Origin of the sequence: Selenomonas ruminantium subsp. lactilytica TAM6421 (assembly GCF_000284095.1) — a bacterium.
Taxonomy (GTDB): domain Bacteria; phylum Bacillota; class Negativicutes; order Selenomonadales; family Selenomonadaceae; genus Selenomonas_A; species Selenomonas_A lactilytica.
The window spans coordinates 835245-853836 of the sequence record NC_017068.1 but is presented as its reverse complement, the minus strand read 5'-3'; the positions used below and the strand labels follow the sequence as shown (position 1 = coordinate 853836).

The 18592-nt window shown below is 54.4% G+C and carries 17 protein-coding genes and 1 riboswitch; of the genes, 1 reads left to right on the top strand and 16 read right to left on the bottom strand.

The features are described from left to right. Positions 1 to 111 precede the first annotated feature (111 nt). From SELR_RS04135 to nikB (SELR_RS04115), 5 genes are all read right to left on the bottom strand, one after another. On the bottom strand, positions 112 to 1665 hold the full coding sequence (locus SELR_RS04135) for an ABC transporter substrate-binding protein (protein ID WP_014423945.1): 1554 nt from the start codon (positions 1663 to 1665) through the stop codon (positions 112 to 114). Positions 1666 to 1783: 118 nt separating this feature from the next. Continuing rightward, positions 1784 to 2545, bottom strand: coding sequence for an ABC transporter ATP-binding protein (locus SELR_RS04130; RefSeq protein WP_014423944.1), 762 nt, complete (start codon positions 2543 to 2545; stop codon positions 1784 to 1786). After that, the gene (locus tag SELR_RS04125; protein ID WP_014423943.1) at positions 2514 to 3335 is read right to left on the bottom strand and encodes an ABC transporter ATP-binding protein; all 822 of its coding nucleotides are present in this window, start codon (positions 3333 to 3335) and stop codon (positions 2514 to 2516) included. Before SELR_RS04125 ends, SELR_RS04130 begins: the two co-directional genes overlap by 32 nt. Positions 3336 to 3337: 2 nt before the next feature. Continuing rightward, complete coding sequence (gene nikC / locus SELR_RS04120) at positions 3338 to 4195, bottom strand: nickel transporter permease (RefSeq protein ID WP_014423942.1); 858 nt, start codon at positions 4193 to 4195, stop codon at positions 3338 to 3340. Beyond that, positions 4192 to 5133 (bottom strand): nickel ABC transporter permease, encoded by a 942-nt coding sequence (gene nikB, locus SELR_RS04115; RefSeq protein ID WP_014423941.1) that lies wholly within the window; start codon positions 5131 to 5133, stop codon positions 4192 to 4194. Before nikB (SELR_RS04115) ends, nikC (SELR_RS04120) begins: the two co-directional genes overlap by 4 nt. Positions 5134 to 5513: 380 nt before the next feature. Between nikB (SELR_RS04115) and hydG the strand changes: the two genes are divergently transcribed. Continuing rightward, a complete protein-coding gene (gene hydG, locus SELR_RS04110; protein WP_014423940.1) occupies positions 5514 to 6929 on the top strand; it encodes a [FeFe] hydrogenase H-cluster radical SAM maturase HydG in 1416 nt (471 codons plus the stop codon). 59 nt (positions 6930 to 6988) lie between these two features. On the opposite strand, the gene SELR_RS04105 is transcribed toward hydG, so the two are convergent. The 11 genes from SELR_RS04105 to meaB all read right to left on the bottom strand — a co-directional run bounded on the left by SELR_RS04105 (position 6989) and on the right by meaB (position 18566). Continuing rightward, entirely contained in the window at positions 6989 to 7651 is a 663-nt protein-coding gene (locus SELR_RS04105) for a cytochrome b/b6 domain-containing protein (protein WP_014423939.1), read from the bottom strand. Positions 7652 to 7667: 16 nt separating this feature from the next. Further along, complete coding sequence (locus SELR_RS04100) at positions 7668 to 7976, bottom strand: iron hydrogenase small subunit (RefSeq protein ID WP_014423938.1); 309 nt, start codon at positions 7974 to 7976, stop codon at positions 7668 to 7670. A 10-nt stretch (positions 7977 to 7986) separates the two neighbouring features. Beyond that, positions 7987 to 9246: a [FeFe] hydrogenase, group A gene (locus SELR_RS04095; RefSeq protein WP_014423937.1), complete on the bottom strand. Its 1260-nt coding sequence runs from the start codon at positions 9244 to 9246 to the stop codon at positions 7987 to 7989. A 173-nt stretch (positions 9247 to 9419) separates the two neighbouring features. Then, on the bottom strand, positions 9420 to 10199 hold the full coding sequence (locus SELR_RS04090; RefSeq protein WP_014423936.1) for an ABC transporter ATP-binding protein: 780 nt from the start codon (positions 10197 to 10199) through the stop codon (positions 9420 to 9422). Beyond that, positions 10189 to 10977 carry an ABC transporter ATP-binding protein gene (locus SELR_RS04085; RefSeq protein ID WP_014423935.1) on the bottom strand — a complete coding sequence of 263 codons (789 nt, stop codon included), beginning with the start codon at positions 10975 to 10977 and terminating at the stop codon, positions 10189 to 10191. Before SELR_RS04085 ends, SELR_RS04090 begins: the two co-directional genes overlap by 11 nt. Before the next feature lie 10 nt (positions 10978 to 10987). Continuing rightward, positions 10988 to 12574: an ABC transporter substrate-binding protein gene (locus SELR_RS04080; RefSeq protein WP_014423934.1), complete on the bottom strand. Its 1587-nt coding sequence runs from the start codon at positions 12572 to 12574 to the stop codon at positions 10988 to 10990. Between the two features lie 30 nt (positions 12575 to 12604). Next, positions 12605 to 13420 (bottom strand): nickel transporter permease, encoded by an 816-nt coding sequence (nikC, locus tag SELR_RS04075; RefSeq protein WP_014423933.1) that lies wholly within the window; start codon positions 13418 to 13420, stop codon positions 12605 to 12607. After that, the gene (gene nikB / locus SELR_RS04070; protein WP_014423932.1) at positions 13417 to 14355 is read right to left on the bottom strand and encodes a nickel ABC transporter permease; all 939 of its coding nucleotides are present in this window, start codon (positions 14353 to 14355) and stop codon (positions 13417 to 13419) included. The genes nikC (SELR_RS04075) and nikB (SELR_RS04070) overlap by 4 nt, the downstream gene beginning before the upstream one ends. 134 nt (positions 14356 to 14489) lie before the next feature. Then, positions 14490 to 14674: riboswitch (cobalamin riboswitch) on the bottom strand. Positions 14675 to 14735: 61 nt separating this feature from the next. Next, positions 14736 to 16070: an MATE family efflux transporter gene (locus tag SELR_RS04065; protein ID WP_014423930.1), complete on the bottom strand. Its 1335-nt coding sequence runs from the start codon at positions 16068 to 16070 to the stop codon at positions 14736 to 14738. 734 nt (positions 16071 to 16804) lie between these two features. Then, positions 16805 to 17368 (bottom strand): peptide-methionine (S)-S-oxide reductase, encoded by a 564-nt coding sequence (locus tag SELR_RS04060; RefSeq protein WP_014423928.1) that lies wholly within the window; start codon positions 17366 to 17368, stop codon positions 16805 to 16807. A 4-nt stretch (positions 17369 to 17372) separates the two neighbouring features. After that, positions 17373 to 18566, bottom strand: a complete 1194-nt coding sequence (gene meaB, locus SELR_RS04055) for a methylmalonyl Co-A mutase-associated GTPase MeaB (protein ID WP_014423927.1) — start codon at positions 18564 to 18566, stop codon at positions 17373 to 17375. Positions 18567 to 18592: the final 26 nt, after the last annotated feature.

Below are 18592 nucleotides of genomic sequence, written 5' to 3'. Positions count from 1 at the left end.
TACGTAAACCCATTTTTGTTAGGACTATTTTCCCTGAATAAAAAAGAAATGGTTCCAATAACTAAAAAAATAGTTATTGGAACCATTTGATAATCTTATAAAAACTTTGGCTTATTCAAGATCCAAATCAGCCGTTACCTGATAGTAATCGCAGGCATGTGAGGTATAGTTCTTGACATTTGCCTTGGAAATCATGCTCATCTTGAGGAAGGAGCAGAATACGAAGGCATGGTCATCGAGGACAACCTGCTGCATCTCCAGGGCCAGCTGGGCACGTTTGGCCGGATCGAATTCCTGGCTCAGCTGTGCTTCCAGTGCATCGAGCTTGGCACTCTGGTATTTGCCCTGATTCTTGGTGGCATTGCCCGTGGCAAATACCGTGAACCAGTATTCCGGATCACCGGTCGGTGCCTGCACGTTGGCCATAGCGTAGACATCCCAGCCCTTGACATCCTTGACAGCCTGATTGTTATCAGCGGTGCAGTTGACTTCCACCTGCATGCCGATGTCTTTGAGCGTTGCCTGCGCGGATTCAGCCAGCAGCGGCAGTTCCTGACGGCTCGGATAGGTCAGCCATTTCACGATAAGCTTCTTGCCGTTCTTTTCGCGGATTCCGTCACCGTCGGTATCCACCCAGCCAGCAGCTTCGAGGACCTTCTTGGCCCCTTCCGGATCGAATTTCTCCGCTTTGACCTTGTCGCCGCCAAAGGCCGGACCTGCCGGGAATACGCCATTAGCCGGGAAGCCATTGCCATCCAGCAGCTTGGCCACGAAATTTTCCTTGTCGATGCCCATGGAGATGGCCTGACGCACCGCAGGATCGGAACATACGGAATCCGAATCGAAATTCATCTTGCCGAAGAAGCAGCGGGACGTAGCGATCTGGGAAATCGTGTATTTATCGTTGCGGAACAGCGGATAGCTTTCATAGGCCATCCCGTAAGCAGCCTGCACCTCACCGGACTGCAGGGCATTAGACAGCGTATTGCCATCCGTGATCGTGCGGATGGTCAGCTTGTCCAGCTTCGGCGTGCCGCCCCAATAATTCTCATTCTTCTTGAGCGTCAGATGGTCATCAGTCTTCATATCCACGGCGATGTACGGGCCCGTACCAGCTACGATGCCTTTGTCAAAGCCAGCATCGACATCGATGATGCAGCCATAGGGATCGCCCAGATAGTTCAAAAGTGCCGGTTTGGGTTCCTTGGTCTTGATGATGAGTTCCTGCCCATTGGCCTCAATGGAGGCAATCTTCAGGTCCTGCGCGGCCCGCTTGTTATTGGCAATCAGATGCTCCAGGCACTGCTTGACCGCAGCCGCATCCATAGCACGGCCACTCGAGAACTTCACGCCATCCCGCAGCGTGAATTTCCAGGTCAGCGGATCGACATTCTCCCACTTCACAGCCAGCCAGGGCTGTATTTCCATATTGTCGGAGTATTTGATGAGTGTCTCACCGATACCATAGCGAATGCAGGCCCAGCCAGCATAAGCATTATGCGGGTTCACATCCGGCTCCTCATTGGAGCTGTTGAAGGTCGTATCACCGATAGTGAGCACCTTTTCCCCATTTCCCTTGCCGGCCGTGTCGTTACCGCAGCCAGCCAGCACGCCCACGCTAAGGCATACGCCTAAGCCCAGTGCCAATAGTTTTTTCCATTTCATTGATAATTCTCCTTCCCCTTGTTAAAGAAAATACACCTCATCCGTCAGCCTGAAGGCTGACACTGCCCGGGGAGTCCACTGGACTCCCGCGGCTTCGCCGCCCCCTCAAGGGGAAGGCCTACATCAAAACACTATCAATCAAGTTTTTTGTGTAAGTTTGTTGAGGATTGCTAATAACATCATCCGGCGTTCCTTCTTCTACAATCCGGCCATTGTGCATGACGATCACCCGGTCGCAGAAGTCCTGCACCAAGGCGATATCGTGGCAGATGAAGAGATAGGCTATGCCCCTGTCCTGCTGCAGGCGGTTCAATAGGTCCAGGACCTCTGCCTGCACGGTCACATCCAATGCCGATGTGGCTTCATCGAGGATCACGAGTTCCGGTTCGATAGCCAAGGCCCGGGCGATAGCCGCCCGCTGGCATTGGCCGCCGCTAACCTCATGAGGATAACGGCGGGCAAATTCTTCGCCCAAGCCGCACAGGGCCAGCAGGTTCTTCGTCATATCTGCCGCCTGTTTTTTGCTTTTGCCATGATTGCGCAGGCTCTCGCTGATGCCATCGCCCAATGTGCAGCGCGGATCAAAGCTGTCCTGCGGATTTTGGAACACCATCTGCATCCGGGTATAGGCCTGTTTGAGCTTTGTGCCCTTGGCCTGCGTTATATCCTCTCCGTCCAGCATGATGCTGCCGGCATCAGCTTCCAAGAGCCGGGCAATCATGCGGGCCACAGTGGTCTTACCGCTGCCGCTTTCACCGATAATTGCCAGCTTCTCCCCTTTCTGCAGGGAAAAGCTGACATCATCTACCGCTATGATATCCGGACCGTCCTGACGGGAAAACACTTTTTTAAGATGCGCAACTTGCAAGATCTCGTTCATTGCGTGCCTCTGACCTCCTAAGCCGGGGCACCGCCGCCAGCAGTTTTTTCGTATAGGCAGACTGGGGATTTGCCAAAACCTCTTTGGCCTTACCGTACTCCATCATCTTCCCCTGATGCAGCACGAGCATGCTGTCTGCCATGGCGCGAATCACACCGATATTATGGGTGACGAGGATGATTGCCGTGCCGAACAGCTTGCGGGCCAGCAGCATTTCCTCGATGACCTGTTTCTGCACCGTGACATCGAGAGCTGAAGTCGGCTCATCGGCCAGCAGGATCTTGGGCCGCAGCAACATGGCTGCCGCTACACCGACACGCTGCTGCATGCCGCCGGACAGTTCAAAGGGATAGCTGTCCCAGATGCGCTTGGGCTCGCTGAAGCCAAACTTCGTAAACAGTTCGCAGGTTTCCCGCTCCACCATTTGGGCATCCTCATGGCCATGTGCGGCCATCATTTCTTGAATCTGGGCGCCCACCGTGCGGATGGGACAGAACGAGTTTCCCGCCAGCTGGAAGATCATGCCGATTTCCGCACCGCAGATCTTCTGCATTTCCTTCTCGCTGATATCCGGCAAATCCAAGCCCTTATAATAGATATCCCCGCGCGTGACCAAACCGTCCCGGCCCAGCATATTGAGGGCCGCTTTCAGCAGCGTGGACTTGCCGCTGCCGCTTTCGCCCACAATACCCAGGATTTCCCCCTCCTGCAGGGAAAAGCTGATATCCTGAACAGTCAAATTACCATTATAGCGGATATCCACATGTTCATAACGAATGATTTCTGACATTCCTATCTCCTGTTCTTCGGATCGAGATAATCCCGCACCGTATCGCCGAGCAGATTAAAGACCATCACCGAGAGAAAGATTGCAAAGCCCGGCGCCAAGGTCACCCATGGCTGGGTGGGCAAAAGATTGCGGGTATCGCTCATCATGCTGCCCCATTCCGGGATGGGCGGCTTAGCCCCGAGTCCCAAAAAGGACAGCCCGGCCAGTTCCATCATCATGGTGCCGATATCGAGCATGGCTGTCACGAGGATGGGCCCCGAGATATTGGGTATCACATGCTTGCGGATAATCTTGAAGGTACTGCTGCCCGCCATCTGCGCTGCCTGCATGAAGGCCGCCGATTGCAGCGCCAAGGTCTGGCTGCGCGCGAGCCGCGCATATTTAGGCCAGCTGATGGCCGCCAGCGCAAAGATGGCATTATGGACACCGCCGCCCAGCACTGCCGCTACGGCTAAAGCAAACACCAACCCGGGAAATGCCAGGAACATATCGGACAGGCGCATAAGCAAGGTATCCACCCATTTCCCCGCCCAGGCACAGATAATGCCAATCAGGCTGCCAAAGACGGTAATAAAACCGACCAGCAATAATGTCGAGAATATACTGGTCTTGCTGCCCGCAATGACTCTGGACAGCATATCCCGGCCATAGCGGTCGGTGCCCAATAGATGCTCAGCCGAGGGAGCCGCCTTGGTCAGTGACATATCCTGCATATAGGGATCATAGGGACAGAGGTATTCGCTGAAGAATGAAGCCACGATCAGCAACACGGCCAGGGCCCCAAAGAAATAGAGCTTGCGCTGCAGGCGGTTCTGCCGCACATTCTGCACGCGGATCGTCGGCGCTATCGCCTGACTCATTTGGCATTCACCCCCAGACGGATACGCGGATCAAGATGATGGTAGAGAAGATCTGCCACCAGATTGACAAACACATAGATAATGGCCATCCACATGACATAGGCCTGAATGATGGGATAGTCGCGCATATTGATGGCATCCACGGCGAGTTTGCCCACGCCATCCCACATGAAGATGCTCTCGATGATTGCCGTACCACCGAGCAGGCTGCCAATGGACAATGCCAGCAATGTCATGATGGTCAGCATGGAAGCCTTCATCACATTTTTCCAGAGGATAACCTGGGCACTTATGCCGCGCGCTCTGGCCCCCAGCACATAATCCTTGTTGAGCTCTTCGAGCACCGTACTGCGCACCTGTCGCAGATATTTGGCCGACATGGCAATCGCGAGCGTCAGCGTCGGCATGATGGCACTCTTGATATCCGTGCCGCTGGAAATCACCGGCAGGATGCCCAACTGGATGCCCAAGAATTCCATCAGGAGCATGCCCACAAAGAAATTGGGCATGGCATTGCCCAGGAAACTGCCAAACCGCAGTACGATATCCGCGATCTTGTCATGGCGCACGGCTGCCAGTATGCCGCAGGGCAGGGAAATAACGACCGTCATGGCGATGGAAAGCGCCGTCAGCAATAAGGTTGCCGGCAGTTTCTTCATAAAGGCCCCCAGCACGTCTTCTCCGGTCACATAGCTTACGCCCATATTGCCATGGAACATGCCCCAGAGCCAGTTGAGATACTGCTGCAGGAAAGGCAGGTTGAGCCCCAACGCAGTCTTTTTCTCATCGATGATTTCCTGGGCCACTTCCACGCCCCGGTTAGTATACATCTCGGTGACCGCATCACTGCCTGCCAGATACATCAGCAAAAACGATAAGAACGTAATGCCGAACAAAATCGGTATCAGCTGGATAAAGCGTTTTACCGCATAATTCATGCTTGTCAAGACCTCCCTGTTCTTTCTCTAATATTTTATGATACAGGATTTTTCCGTGAAAAATAAGCCCCCCAGGGGGATATGCGAAGCAGTTTATCCTGATCGCGTGCTTTTTCGCCCTTATTATTGTCAAATAAAATATAATTTTCTATTTTTTTGAACTTATATCCCCTGGGGGAGCTTGTGAACCTTCCATAAAATTTTTATAATGATTCATGAAAGAGCAATCCCCCTTCTTGCGGTGGCTCGGTTGGATGGGGAACGCTCCCTGTGCAGAAAACAAGATCCCGTTTGTCCTCTGCAATATTAAGGCGCCGCGCAGCAGTATCCCTGCTATGCCCGGCGTCTTGTTTCATATTGGCGTAAAGGAGAGCGATAACATGTACAATCCGAAATCCAGCAAGGCGGAAGAATTCATCAACCATGAGGAAATCCTCACGTCCCTTGCTTATGCAGACCAGCACAAGAACGATACGGCGCTTATCGATGCCATCCTGGCCAAGGCACGGGAATGCAAGGGGCTTGACCACCGGGAGGCCTCCGTGCTGCTGGCCTGCGATATTCCCGCCAAGAACGAGGAGATCTATCATCTGGCCGAAGAAATCAAAAAAGAATTCTACGGCAACCGCATCGTCCTGTTCGCACCGCTTTACCTCTCCAACTACTGCATCAATGGCTGCATCTACTGTCCCTATCATGGCATTAACAAGAATATTCCCCGCGTGAAACTCAGCCAGGAACAAGTCCGGGAGGAAGTCATTGCCCTGCAGGAAATGGGCCACAAGCGGCTGGCCATCGAAGCTGGCGAAGATCCGGTGAACAATCCCATCGAATACATCCTCGACTGCATTCATACCATTTATTCCGTCAAACATAAGAACGGCGCCATCCGCCGCGTCAATGTGAATATTGCCGCCACCACCGTAGAAAATTACCGCCGCCTGCACGAAGCTGGCATTGGCACTTATATCCTGTTTCAGGAAACCTATCATAAAGACTCCTATGAAGTGCTCCATCCCACCGGCCCCAAACATGATTATGCCTACCATACTGAAGCTATGGACCGCGCCATGGAAGGCGGCATTGATGATGTGGGGCTCGGCGTTCTCTTTGGCCTGGATAAATATCGCTACGAATACGCCGGTCTCCTGATGCACGCGGAGCATCTGGAAGCCAAATTCGGCGTCGGCCCCCATACCATTTCCGTGCCCAGGATATGCCCAGCCGAAGACATCGATGTGAGCACCTTCAGCAATGCTATCGATGATGACACCTTCGCCAAGATCGTCGCCTGCATCCGGATTGCCGTGCCCTATACGGGCATGATCGTTTCCACCCGCGAGTCACAAAAGTCCCGGAAACGTGTCCTGCATCTGGGCATTTCCCAGATTTCCGGCGGTTCCCGTACTTCTGTCGGCGGCTACACACAGGAAACCCGCCCCGAAGACACCGTGCAGTTTGATGTATCCGATACCCGCTCATTGGACGAAGTGATGAAGTGGCTGATCGATATGGACTATGTCCCCTCCTTCTGCACCGCCTGCTATCGGGAAGGCCGTACCGGCGACCGGTTCATGGCCCTCTGCAAGGCTAAGCAGATCCAGAACTGCTGCCTGCCCAATGCCCTGATGACGCTGAAGGAATATCTGGAAGACTACGCCTCCCCGGAAACAAAAGCCGCCGGCGAGAAGCTTATCGCCAAAAACATTCCGGAAGTAAGTAATCCCGTGGCCCAAAAGACATTGCAAACGCGTTTACAGAAAATCGAACAGGGCGAACGGGATTTCCGCTTCTAAAGAAAAGCTGCCATACCACAGAACATTCTGCGGTATGGCAGTTTCCTTCATCTCATCAATCAATTCTTATTGGTCTCTTTGATCTCATGTTTCGTCCACAGCGGATGATGTTCCTGCGCATGCTGGGCGTTGATGGTCCCATCACCAAACATGCTGCAGAACTCCGGCCAGTTATAGATGCCCAGTGGGATATGGCCCCCGACAATGCACAGGAACAGGAATATGCCCACCACCAAATGGATGCGGTCAGCATAGAAGGCAATTTCCTTGGGCACCAGCGGCAGAGCCACATAGAGCACCAAACCGGTCAGGATGAGCAGCATGGTGCCGACCAGCACCATAACCCCCATCATTTTCTGCCCGGAATTGAGCTTATTCATGGGCGGAACCTCATATTCCAGCATCAGGAATTTATGGATATAACCGCCGGAAATCTTCATCCAGGAATAATCATCATCCGTCCAGGTGGTGATTTCCCGCCAGAAGGCAATTACGCGCCCGGGACAGAGCAAGAAGAACAAGGCACAGGCGATAAACAAGATCCAGCCGCCCACGATATGCACCTGCATCGCCAGATTCATGCCAGCATCTCCCAGCGGACGGAAGAACAGGATCAGCCCGGTAAAACCAGCCGGCAAAAAGCTCAACACCAAACACCAGTGGAATAGTCTTGTCGGCAATTTATGATGCAGGATGCGCTCATTTCCTTTGAATTTTTTCATCATTCTCCCGCCTTTCTTACAGGATGCTGCGGTCTATATAATGGGTATGGAACAATTCTTCGGCCAGCGGGCTCATGGGCTGGAAGTTCAGGCTCTTATACATGTTCAACAGGCTTTGATTGTTATGGCTCTGCCGCTTCGCCTGCTTCTCATCATCCTGATAAAGCCCCGCCGTGCGCATCTTGATGTATTTCGTCCGGTCAACGACCAGATCGGTCATCGTGTAGATACCGGTCCAAAGGAAAGCGGTCACCACACCCACAAAGCCCAAAAACTCCCGGCGGCTGATCTTCACGCCTTTTTCTTCATAGGAATATCGTTTCATGGTGCACCTCCTACGACCACGGCAGAATTGCCTTGAACTTGCCTGTCCATGACGTCCCCATAGGATTGATGGGCTGACCGCCGCCATTCACGCAGCCGCCCGGACAGTTCATGACTTCGATGAAATGATAGCTCGATTTCCCGGCCTTGATTTCCGCCAACAGGGGTTCCACATTTTTCGTGCCATGAACCACCGCAATCTTCAAGGTGATTTCCTGACCGCCATCCTTGAGCTTCAACGGGATTTCGGCAGATTTCACTTCGTCCAGGCCACGCACAGGCTCATAGTCTAGGTCGGCCAGCTCCTGACCGGTCAAGACAAAGTACGCCGTGCGCAAGGCAGCCTCCATCACACCGCCCGTGGCGCCGAATATCGTTCCCGCCCCGGTATACTCTGCGAGTGGATTGTCTTTTTCCTCGGCAGGCTGCACATTGCGGATATCAATATCCAGCTTCTTGAGCAATCTTGCCAGGTCTCTGGTCGTCAGCACCACATCCGTATCCTGATAAGCAGCGGTATGTCCCTGCTTCTTCCAATAGTCCGCCGCCGCGGTAAATTCCGGCCGCGAGGCTTCCAGTTTCTTGGCGGTGCAGGGATAGACGCCCACACAGAAAATCCGCTCCGGCTCGACCTTCCAGATTTCCTTGGCACCGTAGATTTTTGCCACGGGCCCTGCCATCCCCTGCGGGGATTTCGCCGAGGACAGATGCTGGCGCAAATCCGGATGATAAAGTTCCATATACCGCACCCAGGCCGGACAGCAGGAAGTAAACTGAGGCAGCGGTCCCAACTCCTCCGTTACCGGCTTGTTCAGCACATATTTCTGGATCTTATGGATGAGTTCTGTACCTTCCTCCAGAATGGTGTTATCCGCCGCAAAATTGACATCCATGATCTTGAAGCCCGCCTGTTTCAGCGCGCCATACATCTGCTCGGTTATCAGTTTCCCCGGTTCCATCCCGAACTCTTCCCCTAGCGCCACGCGCACAGCTGGCGCTACCGTGGCCACCACCGTGGTTTTGCCATCCTGCAGTTTCTCGATCACCTGATCCACCACATCCGCGGTGTCCTCAATGGCACCGAAGGGGCAATTCACCAGACACTGCCCGCACTGCAAGCAGCGGTCACTGTTGATGCGGTGATTCGCACCATAGGGGCCATCGATCGCATCAGCCGGACAAAACGATTTGCAGGTGTCACAGCCCTTGCATTTCGTTTCATCAATCCTGATGATGCTGGATAGTTCATTCTCCTGATAGGATCTTGGCATAATTTCCTTACCTCCCTGTCCCAAAAAATCTCAGTCTCTGACCATGTCAAATCCTTAAATCCATTTTAAAAAATTTCAAATATTCTCACAAGCTCCCCCGGGGGATATGAATTGCATATTTTTCCATAAAAAACAGCCTATGAAAACACACGGTTTTCATAGGCTGTTCCTATTTATCTATGCACGGTAAACACCGAGGCCAATAATTTTTTCGTATAGGGATGCTGGCAGGACTGCAGCTTATTCCCCGGCAGTTCCTCCACCACATTGCCCTTCTGCATCACCATCACCCGATGGCTGATCAGACTCACGAGGGCCAGGTCATGGCAGATGAAGATATAGCTGACACCCTTTTCCCGCTGGATCTTGGCCAGCAGTTTGGCGATGCTGTCCTGCACGGACACATCGAGCGCGCTGGTGGCCTCATCGCAGATGATGATTTCCGGCTCTAAGATCAGTGCCCGGGCAATGCCGACACGCTGACGCTGACCGCCAGAGAGCTCATGCGGATAGCGCAGGGCGATTTCCGGCGCCAGTTCCACCTGCCGCAATAGGTCAACGGCCCTGGCCTCGGCTTCCTTATCACTGACGCGCTCAAAATTACGCAAGGGCTCGCAGATGATGTCCTTGATGCGCATTTTGGGATTGAAAGCCGTCGCCGGATCCTGGAAGATCATCTGGATATGCTTGGCCATCTCCCGGCGCTTTTCGCCCGTCAGATTGGTGATATCCTCCCCCTTGAACAGGATCTTGCCGCTGGTCGCGGGATGCAGCCCCATGATCGTGCGGACGAAGGTGGACTTGCCGCAGCCGGATTCGCCTACGAGTCCCAGCGTCTCGCCCTTGTGCAGGCTGATGCTCACCTCATTGCAGGCTGTGAATCTCGTCCCATCCTTCAAGTTAAAGATTTTGCTTACCTTGTCAGTGGCGAGCAGGACTTCCTTAGCTGACATAGCGCTGACCTCCAATCTCCGGCACGGAACCCAGCAAAGTACGGGTGTATTCAGCCTGCGGATTTTTGATGATTTCATCCGTTTTGCCGTATTCCACGACCTTGCCGCCGGCCATGACCATGATCTTATCGGCCATATGGGCCGCCACGCCGATATTATGAGTGACGATGATCATGGCCGAACCGGCTTCGTGGACCACCTGCATCAGCTCATCGACGATCTGCGCCTGAGTGGTCACATCGAGCGCCGACGTCGGTTCATCTGCGAGCAGCAGCTGCGGCGAGAAAGTCAGCGCCATTGCAATACCTACGCGCTGGCGCATGCCGCCACTGAGTTCAAAGGCATAGGAGTCCATCACGCGGGCCGGATCCGGCAGATTCATGCGGGCGAGCAGGCCGCAGGCCTTTTTCACGGCCTCACTATGGCTCAGCTTGCTATGCAGCTGGATGTATTCCACAAACTGCCGGCCGATGGTCTGCACAGGATTGAGCATATTTCCGCTGTCCTGGAAGATCATGGCCATATCCTTGCCCCGGATGGCGAGCCATTCCTTATTCGAGAGATGCGCGATATCGCGGCCGTTGAAGTTGATTTCCCCGGCAGATACCTGCCCCGTGCCCGAAAGGCAGCCTAAGATAGCGCGAATCACAGAAGTCTTGCCACTGCCGGATTCACCGACAATGGCCATGATTTCCCCGGCTGACAAGTCAAAATTGACATTTGCCACGGTGTTTTTGCCTTGATAGTCAATGGCAAGCTCTTTTACATTCAACAACATGATTTATCCCTTATTTACCAGCCGGTTTGATGATATTCGTGATCCAATAGTAGTCAGACGGATACATCTTCACATTGGCCAGAGCCTTGTTGCTGACGATATTGGTCTGCGGATAGCCCAGGAACAGAGCCGCACCATCATTCAGCAGGATCTGCTGGATGTCGATGATCAGCTGACGACGTTTGCTCTTGTCAAATTCAGCGGCCAGTTCATTGAACTTGGTATCGAGGGCCGGATTGCTGTAACCGGAACCATTCTGCGGATTATCGCCATTGTGGTTGGTCTTCCAATACCAGGACAGGAAGATTTCCGGATCGCCCGTGTTGGCCGTCGTGATGTTGGAAATCAAGAGGTCATATTCGCCCTTGATGCCCATCTGGTCTACAAGATTGTAATCCACGGTCTTGATATTGATGTCAAAGCCCAGCTTCTTGAGGTCAGCCTGCACAGCTTCGGCATAGAGCGGCAGTTCGGCGCGGCTGTTGTAGACCACGAAGTCCAGCTTCAGCGGCTGGCCATCCTTTTCGCGGATGCCATCGCCATTGGTATCCTTCCAGCCAGCTTCATCGAGGAGCTTGGCTGCCCGTTCCGGATTGTAGGCGTTAGGATCGGTCAGCTGGTCAAAGCCATAGTCCATGGACGGCGGTACCGGGGCCTTGCCTGGCAGGAAGGTGCCCTTCAGGAGCACATTATTGTAGGTTTCCCGGTCGCAGCCGCAGATCAGCGCGGCACGCACCTTGTCATCCTTCAGGATGCCCTTATGGTTCAGACGGGCCAGCACCGTACGCAGGGAGGAAATCTCATCCACGAAGAACTTGTCGTTGCCGCGGAACGTATCCATATCGCCAGCGGCAATGTTCACGGCCATATCCACCTCGCCGGACTGCAGCGCCATAGCGCGGGTGTTCGGATCGTCGATGGACGGGATCTCTACGGTTTCAAACGGCACTTCGCCATCCCAATAGTTCGGGTTCTTCTTCATTACGGCCTTTTCCTTCACGAAGGATTCCACCATATAGGGGCCGGTGCAGATGGGGCCTTCCTTGGCAAAGTCACGGCTGCCCTCAGCGCTGGTATCCACGATGATGAACAGGGGATCGGCCAAAAAGCCCGGCATATTCGGCATGGGCTTTTCCGTCACGATGGTCAGTGTCTGGCCTTCGGCCTTGATTTCCTTGTACTTGAAGAAAGTCGCGGCGCGGTTGTTCTTCTCGAAGGCGCGTTCGATGGATTTCTTGACCGCATCAGCCGTCAGCGGATTGCCATTGGAGAACTTCACGCCCTCACGGATCTTGAATGTCCAGGTCGTATGGTCATCGCTGATGCTCCAGCTTTCAGCCAGCCAGGGCTGCACGTTCATCTTCTCGTCAAATTTCGTCAGGCATTCGCCCAGGCCATAGCGCATGACCACCCAGCCAAAGAAATTCTGCGTAGGCTCTAAGGTATCGGCAAAATTCGTCACACCAACCTTGAGCACGCCCTTATCCACCGAGCTGCTGTTATCCGCACCGCAGCCGGCCAGCATCACAGTCAGAGCCGCACCGCAGAGACCAAGGCTCACGGCTTTCCATAACTTCTTCGCATTAAAAATCTTCATTTCTCAAAACTTCCCCTTTGCTAAAATAGTTTATTCCTGCCGTGGGTCAAGCACATCCCGCAGGCTGTCTCCCCACAGATTGAATATCGCCACCACGATAAAAATAGCCAGCCCCGGATAAATCATCAGCCAGGGTGCCGACTGGATATACTGCCGCCCCTCATTGAGCATCAGTCCCCATTCCGGTGTCGGCGGCTGAGCACCAAAGCCCAGGAAGGACAGACCGGCGATCTCCATCATCATCGTGCCGATGTCCATGGCCCCCGTAATTACCACCATGGGCAGAACATTGGGCAGGATATGACGCCAGAGAATGCTCGCCGTTCGCGCGCCCTGAATCTTGGCGGCCAAAATGAAATCCTGGCCGCGCAGGCGAATGACCAGGCTCCTGACCAGCCGCGCGTATTTGGCCCAGCTCACCACCAGCAGAGCCAGGATGGTATTGACCACACTGCCGCCCAGGATACCGGCAATGGCGATGGCCAGCACGATGCCGGGGAACGCCAGCATCATATCCGCAAAGCGCATCAGGATCGTTTCCAGCCAGCCGCCGAAGTAACCGGCCAATACTCCCACCAATGTGCCTACGACGGCAATCAGGGCCACCAGGCACAAAGCCATAAACAAGGAAATCTGCGTGCCGCAGAGTATGCGGGAGAAAATATCCCGCCCCAGTTTATCCGTACCGAGTACATGCTGGGCCGACGGCGTCTGCAGGACCAGCTTCATATCGCCGGCCATGGGATCCTGCGGCGCCAGGAAGGGCGCAAACAACGCCAATAGCACGATCAATGCGACCAGCGCCGTATAGAAGGCAAATAATTTATTTTCCCGAAAAACCGTCATGCCCTGCCCTCCTTTTTCAGCCGCGGATCCAGATAGACATAGGATAGATCCACCAGCGCATTGATGCCCATGTAGACGATAGAAATCCAGAGCACGAAGCCTTCAATCAGCGGATAATCCCGCATGGAAATCGCCCGCACCGCCATATTGCCGATGCCCGGCCAGGAAAACACCATCTCGATGACGGCCACACCGCCCAGCAGCCAGCCAATGGACATGCCCAGCAAGGTAATCAAGGGCAATACGGCATTGGGCAGCACATGCTTCCAAAGGATGGCCTGCTCCGAAAGGCCTCTGGCCCGGGCGCCCACCACATAATCCTGCCGCAGTTCTTCCAGAAATACCGTGCGCACCTGACGGATGTACTTGGAAGACATATAGAGCGCCAGCGTCAGCGCAGGCAGTACGATGCCCTCCGCCGTCACGGCGGATTTGGCTATGGGGAACCAGCCCAGCCTCAGGCCAAACACATAGAGAAAGATCAGACCAATCCAAAAGCTCGGCATGGACACGCCGATAAAGGACACGCCCCGCACCAGATAATCCTGCCAGCCATTGCGGTGTACTGCCGACCAGATGCCCAAGGGCAGGGAAATCAGCAGCACGAACACGATGGTCACAGCCGCCAGCGTCAAGGTTCCGGCAAAGCCCTCCAACAACTTGTCCGTCACCGGTTTCTTGGCCGAATAGGACATGCCCATATCCCCATGCAGCACGCCCCCGGCCCAGTTGGCATACTGCACCAGAAAGGGCTTGTCCAGACCTAATTCCGCACGCGTCTTGTCCAAAGTCTCCTGGGACACGATGGTATCCCCAGCCTCTAAGAGCATCGCCGCCGGATCCCCCGGCGCCAGATAGGTCAGGCAAAAGGTCAAAAAGCTGACGCCTACAAGCGTCACCAGCATTTGTGACATCTTGCCGATGATTTTTTGCAAAACATCCCACTCCTCATAAAAAATAATATAAAAAAGCCTGTCCGCATAAAAACAGACAGGCTCACCATAAACTACTCCAGCAAAATCCCCATCCCCATCGCTCGCGGGTATCGGGAGCCGCAGTGCAGCTCCCAGCGGTGATTGTCAATCCGGCAGTTCTCCTGGCTCCAGTTCATCATCATATCGCGCCTTCCCGAAAGTGCTTTGCCCCTTTCAGTGACCTAAATGCCATATGACTCCCTGTTACAGTGGCGGGACCGCGCTGGCTTATACCAGCTTCTCTATTAAGTCTTCCGACACCGGATTCAATCCATATTCAGCTGTAATCGTATGATAAATATCACAAACACGCACAATTTTATCATCATCATGGACCTGTGTCAAGTCTCATAGGCTGCCTGCGGCCGGCTGCGCCACAAACGCCAGAGCAGGAAGGACGCACAGCCAGCCCGGATGGACTGGTCGATAGCCAATGCCAGCCATGCCCCAGCAAGTCCCAGCTCCAATACCTGCAGGAAAAAAGCCGTGATCAGCGGCCGCAGGAACGCGATGCTCACAAAGGAATAAGCCGCGACCTGGCTGGTCTGCCCGCTCCCGCGCAGGACGCCCGCACAGACCATCGCATGCGCTTCGGGGAAGCTCACCGCGGCCACAAAGATCATGATCATCGCGCCCAAGGGCAAAAGCTCAGCCTCATGGGAATAGAGGCTGAAGATTTCTTCCCGCAGGGCAAAGGTCAGCACAAAGGAAACCATAGAGAACAGTACGCTCCACTTAAGCCCGGCTCTGAGCTGGCGCTGCCAATAAGCCCAATCCCCGGCTCCATGCGCATGGCCGGCCATGACCATATTGGCCTTGCCCAAGCCGCCAGCAAAGCAGTAATAGAAATCGCAAAAGTTCATGCAGATGGCATGCACCGCATAAGCCGCCGTCCCCAGCTCTGCCACCATGCGGGTATAGAGCACCATGCCGATACGTTCGAAGCCCTGCTCGCTGAATACCCCGGCAAACACCGGCAGGAACTCCCGGAAATACGCCCGTGTCGGCAGGAAGCTCCCCCAGTCGGCCCATTCACTTTCGCGCAGCTGATAGCCGGTGAGCAAAAGTGTCCAGCCCGTGCCCAGCACCGTGCCCACCGCCGCTCCCACAACGCCCAGCTCCGGGAAGGGCCCCAAGCCGAAGATGAACAGGGCATTGCCGATGATATTGACCACATTGCCCTGCACATTGGCACTCATCACCTGTTTCGTATGGCCATAGCCCAGCTGCACCGCCTGTAAGATTGTAGACAGCGTGGTCAAAAACACGCCCAGCAGGGCAATATCCCCATAGGACAGGGCCGCTGCCATATAATCCTCCTTGGCCCCCATCCAGCTCAGTATCCCCTCCAGTTGCCAGAAGAACAACAGATGCAGCGCCCCCATCAGGATGACCATGCAAAAAATTGTCCGCGAGAGCAGTGCAGGCACCTCCGAAAGCTTTTGCGCCCCAAACTTCCGGGCGGTCAGCAAGGTCAGCACCGAAGCCACCGAACGCACCACGCATAAGAGCATCATGCGTGGCTGGGTAAAGATGCTCACCGCCGCAATCGCCGACGTGCCCAATGCGCCCACCATAATGATATCCACCGAGCTCAGAAGCACCATGAACAGTCCTTCCCAAGCGGCAGGCATCGCAATCCCCAAATAATGTCTGTCTTCATCCTTCAAGCGCACGCCATCACTCCTTATCACCGAAAATCAGTATCAATTCCATGATAGCAAGTGCGACAACAACTCCACAAGCCCCCCGGGGGGATATAAAAATTGCAGTTTGACGGTGCGAGCTGGAATGCAATTGGCATAGAGCAGTGGGGCGGCGGTGGGAATACTTTTCCGTCGCTGCACTAAATGACCCGCCATCAGAAGTACGCATCTTCCAGTAACCTGCGCCGGGCAAGTCCGGCGGCGCGTCCATCAACGAAGTATCCAGCACATGCTGTTTGCGGGCCAGCCTTCACTTCGTTCAGGCAGTCGTTCCGCCGGCGGAAAAGCATCCCCACCGTCACCCAGAGTTACGTTTGTCAATGCTGCTATGTTCCGGCTGGAGGATACAAGTACATCGATGTTCTTGTTACGGGAGAACCGGGTTCGTGCCAATTGCAAAAATCGTGGCTGGGGGCGAACGGGGGAGTGCTTTTTCTGTGGGAGCGACTGTCTGAGCGCAGCGAAGACCGGCCCGAGGCAGGCAGTTACCAGAAAGCACGCTGAAAGACGCGCCGCCGGTCTTGCCCGGCGCCATCTGGCTAAACAGCTCTAAAATTGCCGAGAGGGTCGTTTTAGCGGAAACAGAAAAAGTACTCCCCCGTGAACCCCTGACTGCGTATGAACGGGATACCTTCAGCACGAACTCACTCACAAACTGCAATTTGCAAAAAGCCCGTTGGCACTTTCACCAGCGGGCTTTGTTGTCAAAATTTCACATATGACCGTAATTTTACAAAATCAATATAAGTCTCTGTTTCGGGATGGCGGATGAGATAATCCTGATGTTCCGCTTCCGCTGCCTGAAAACTCTTGATTGGCTCAGCCAATGCATACAGTTTTCTTGCCAGCTTGGGATTGCTGTTGGGATCGTTGACAATCAGCCCCACATTTCCCGCTGTTGGCGCCTTGCCGCGGTTGGCAAGGAAGTTCATATGCAGCTGCACCTGTGGTTCATCCTCGGCCGACGCATAGAATACGCCCGCCCGGTACATCTCCCCTCTGGCCTTCCCCTGACCATCGGGAACATACGGATTCACCACGGCAAAGAGCAGGTCCATCAGCTTGGAGATATCCACCTTCTTGGGATTATAACTTACCTCCACCCCCATATAAGCCCTGACCTGTCCGCTGGCTATAGCCGCAAAATCACCTTCGCCTTCCCCATTGATATAGCCGGTGCATACAGATATCACCCCCGGAACATGACGGAAGACCGCCTGCAATTCATGGAAATCCCCGCCGGAAAAATAGATTTTCTTCGTATACAAATACTCACCCCTTTTCCTGCTCCGGATGGAAGATATCCACCTGCCGGCGGGCCGCCCGCTCCACATCAAAGAGCTTCACGAGCTCTGCCACCGCCTGCGTGGGCGATATAGTGCCATCGAGCACCGCTTCCCGCACCTCCGGCATCCTGCCTGTGATCACGGGATCTTCAAAGAACAGATTATGCAGATGCTCATCAATCATGCTGTGCATCCAATCCAGCAGCTGCCCATCCCGGCGCTTGCTCCAGATACCGCTCTTCTGTGTATTGTCCCGGAACCCCTTGATGACTTCCCAAAGTTCCCTGAGGCCGGTCTTTTCCACAGCCGAGCACATATAGGCATGGGTTGGCCAGCCGGGAGTAGCCGGGCGGATGTATTCGAGCATCCGCTCATACTGCCCCCGCGATACTTGTGCCTTCACAAGGTTATCCCCATCCGCCTTGTTTACGACAATAGCATCAGCCAGTTCCATGATTCCCTTCTTGATTCCCTGCAATTCATCCCCGGCACCCGTGAGCACCACGAGCAGGAAGAAGTCCACCATCGAGCGCACGGTGGTTTCTGACTGTCCCACCCCGACGGTCTCGATGATGATGACATCATAACCTGCCGCCTCGCACATCAGCATGGTCTCCCGGCTCTTGCGAGCAACGCCCCCCAATGTGCCGCCCGCAGGTGAAGGCCGGATAAAGGCTTCCCGCCGCCGTGATAAGGTCCCCATCCGAGTCTTATCCCCCAGTATAGAGCCTTTCGTCACGGAACTTGTGGGATCGACAGTCAACACCGCCACGCGATGCCCTGCATCGCAAAGCATATTGCCAAAGGCCTCGATCATGGTGCTTTTCCCGGCTCCGGGCACGCCCGTAATACCAATGCGCAGGGCTTTTCCCGTATGAGGCAGAAGCCGCTGCAGCACCCGCTGGGCCTTGGCAAAGTGACGGGGGCTGTTGCTTTCAATCAAGGTGATGGCCCGGGAAAGGGTCATCCTATCCCCATTTAAGACCCCTTCCACATAGTCATCCTCGGACATGACGAGCCGTCTTTTCGGCTTCATCTTCCCGCTCTGCAGAGCAGGATTGATATTGCCCACGGTAGTGTCCTTGATTCCCTCAATGCCGCCCATCACCGAGCAGGCGAACTTATCGTTCTTCTCCTCCGGCACCCAGCTGGGCTTGCTTGTTGTGTATTTCTGTTCCATCATGGCCTCCTTATAAAGCCTCCCCC

Coding starts and splice junctions, on each gene's coding strand:
- nikB (WP_014423941.1), bottom strand. CDS start 5,133: ATGAATTATGCGGTAAAACGCTTTATCCAGCTGATACCGATTTTGTTC.
- nikC (WP_014423942.1), bottom strand. CDS start 4,195: ATGAGTCAGGCGATAGCGCCGACGATCCGCGTGCAGAATGTGCGGCAG.
- SELR_RS04125 (WP_014423943.1), bottom strand. CDS start 3,335: ATGTCAGAAATCATTCGTTATGAACATGTGGATATCCGCTATAATGGT.
- SELR_RS04100 (WP_014423938.1), bottom strand. CDS start 7,976: ATGAAACGATATTCCTATGAAGAAAAAGGCGTGAAGATCAGCCGCCGG.
- SELR_RS04130 (WP_014423944.1), bottom strand. CDS start 2,545: ATGAACGAGATCTTGCAAGTTGCGCATCTTAAAAAAGTGTTTTCCCGT.
- meaB (WP_014423927.1), bottom strand. CDS start 18,566: ATGGAACAGAAATACACAACAAGCAAGCCCAGCTGGGTGCCGGAGGAG.
- SELR_RS04135 (WP_014423945.1), bottom strand. CDS start 1,665: ATGAAATGGAAAAAACTATTGGCACTGGGCTTAGGCGTATGCCTTAGC.
- SELR_RS04080 (WP_014423934.1), bottom strand. CDS start 12,574: ATGAAGATTTTTAATGCGAAGAAGTTATGGAAAGCCGTGAGCCTTGGT.
- hydG (WP_014423940.1), top strand. CDS start 5,514: ATGTACAATCCGAAATCCAGCAAGGCGGAAGAATTCATCAACCATGAG.
- SELR_RS04105 (WP_014423939.1), bottom strand. CDS start 7,651: ATGAAAAAATTCAAAGGAAATGAGCGCATCCTGCATCATAAATTGCCG.
- SELR_RS04090 (WP_014423936.1), bottom strand. CDS start 10,199: ATGTCAGCTAAGGAAGTCCTGCTCGCCACTGACAAGGTAAGCAAAATC.
- SELR_RS04095 (WP_014423937.1), bottom strand. CDS start 9,246: ATGCCAAGATCCTATCAGGAGAATGAACTATCCAGCATCATCAGGATT.
- nikC (WP_014423933.1), bottom strand. CDS start 13,420: ATGACGGTTTTTCGGGAAAATAAATTATTTGCCTTCTATACGGCGCTG.
- SELR_RS04085 (WP_014423935.1), bottom strand. CDS start 10,977: ATGTTGTTGAATGTAAAAGAGCTTGCCATTGACTATCAAGGCAAAAAC.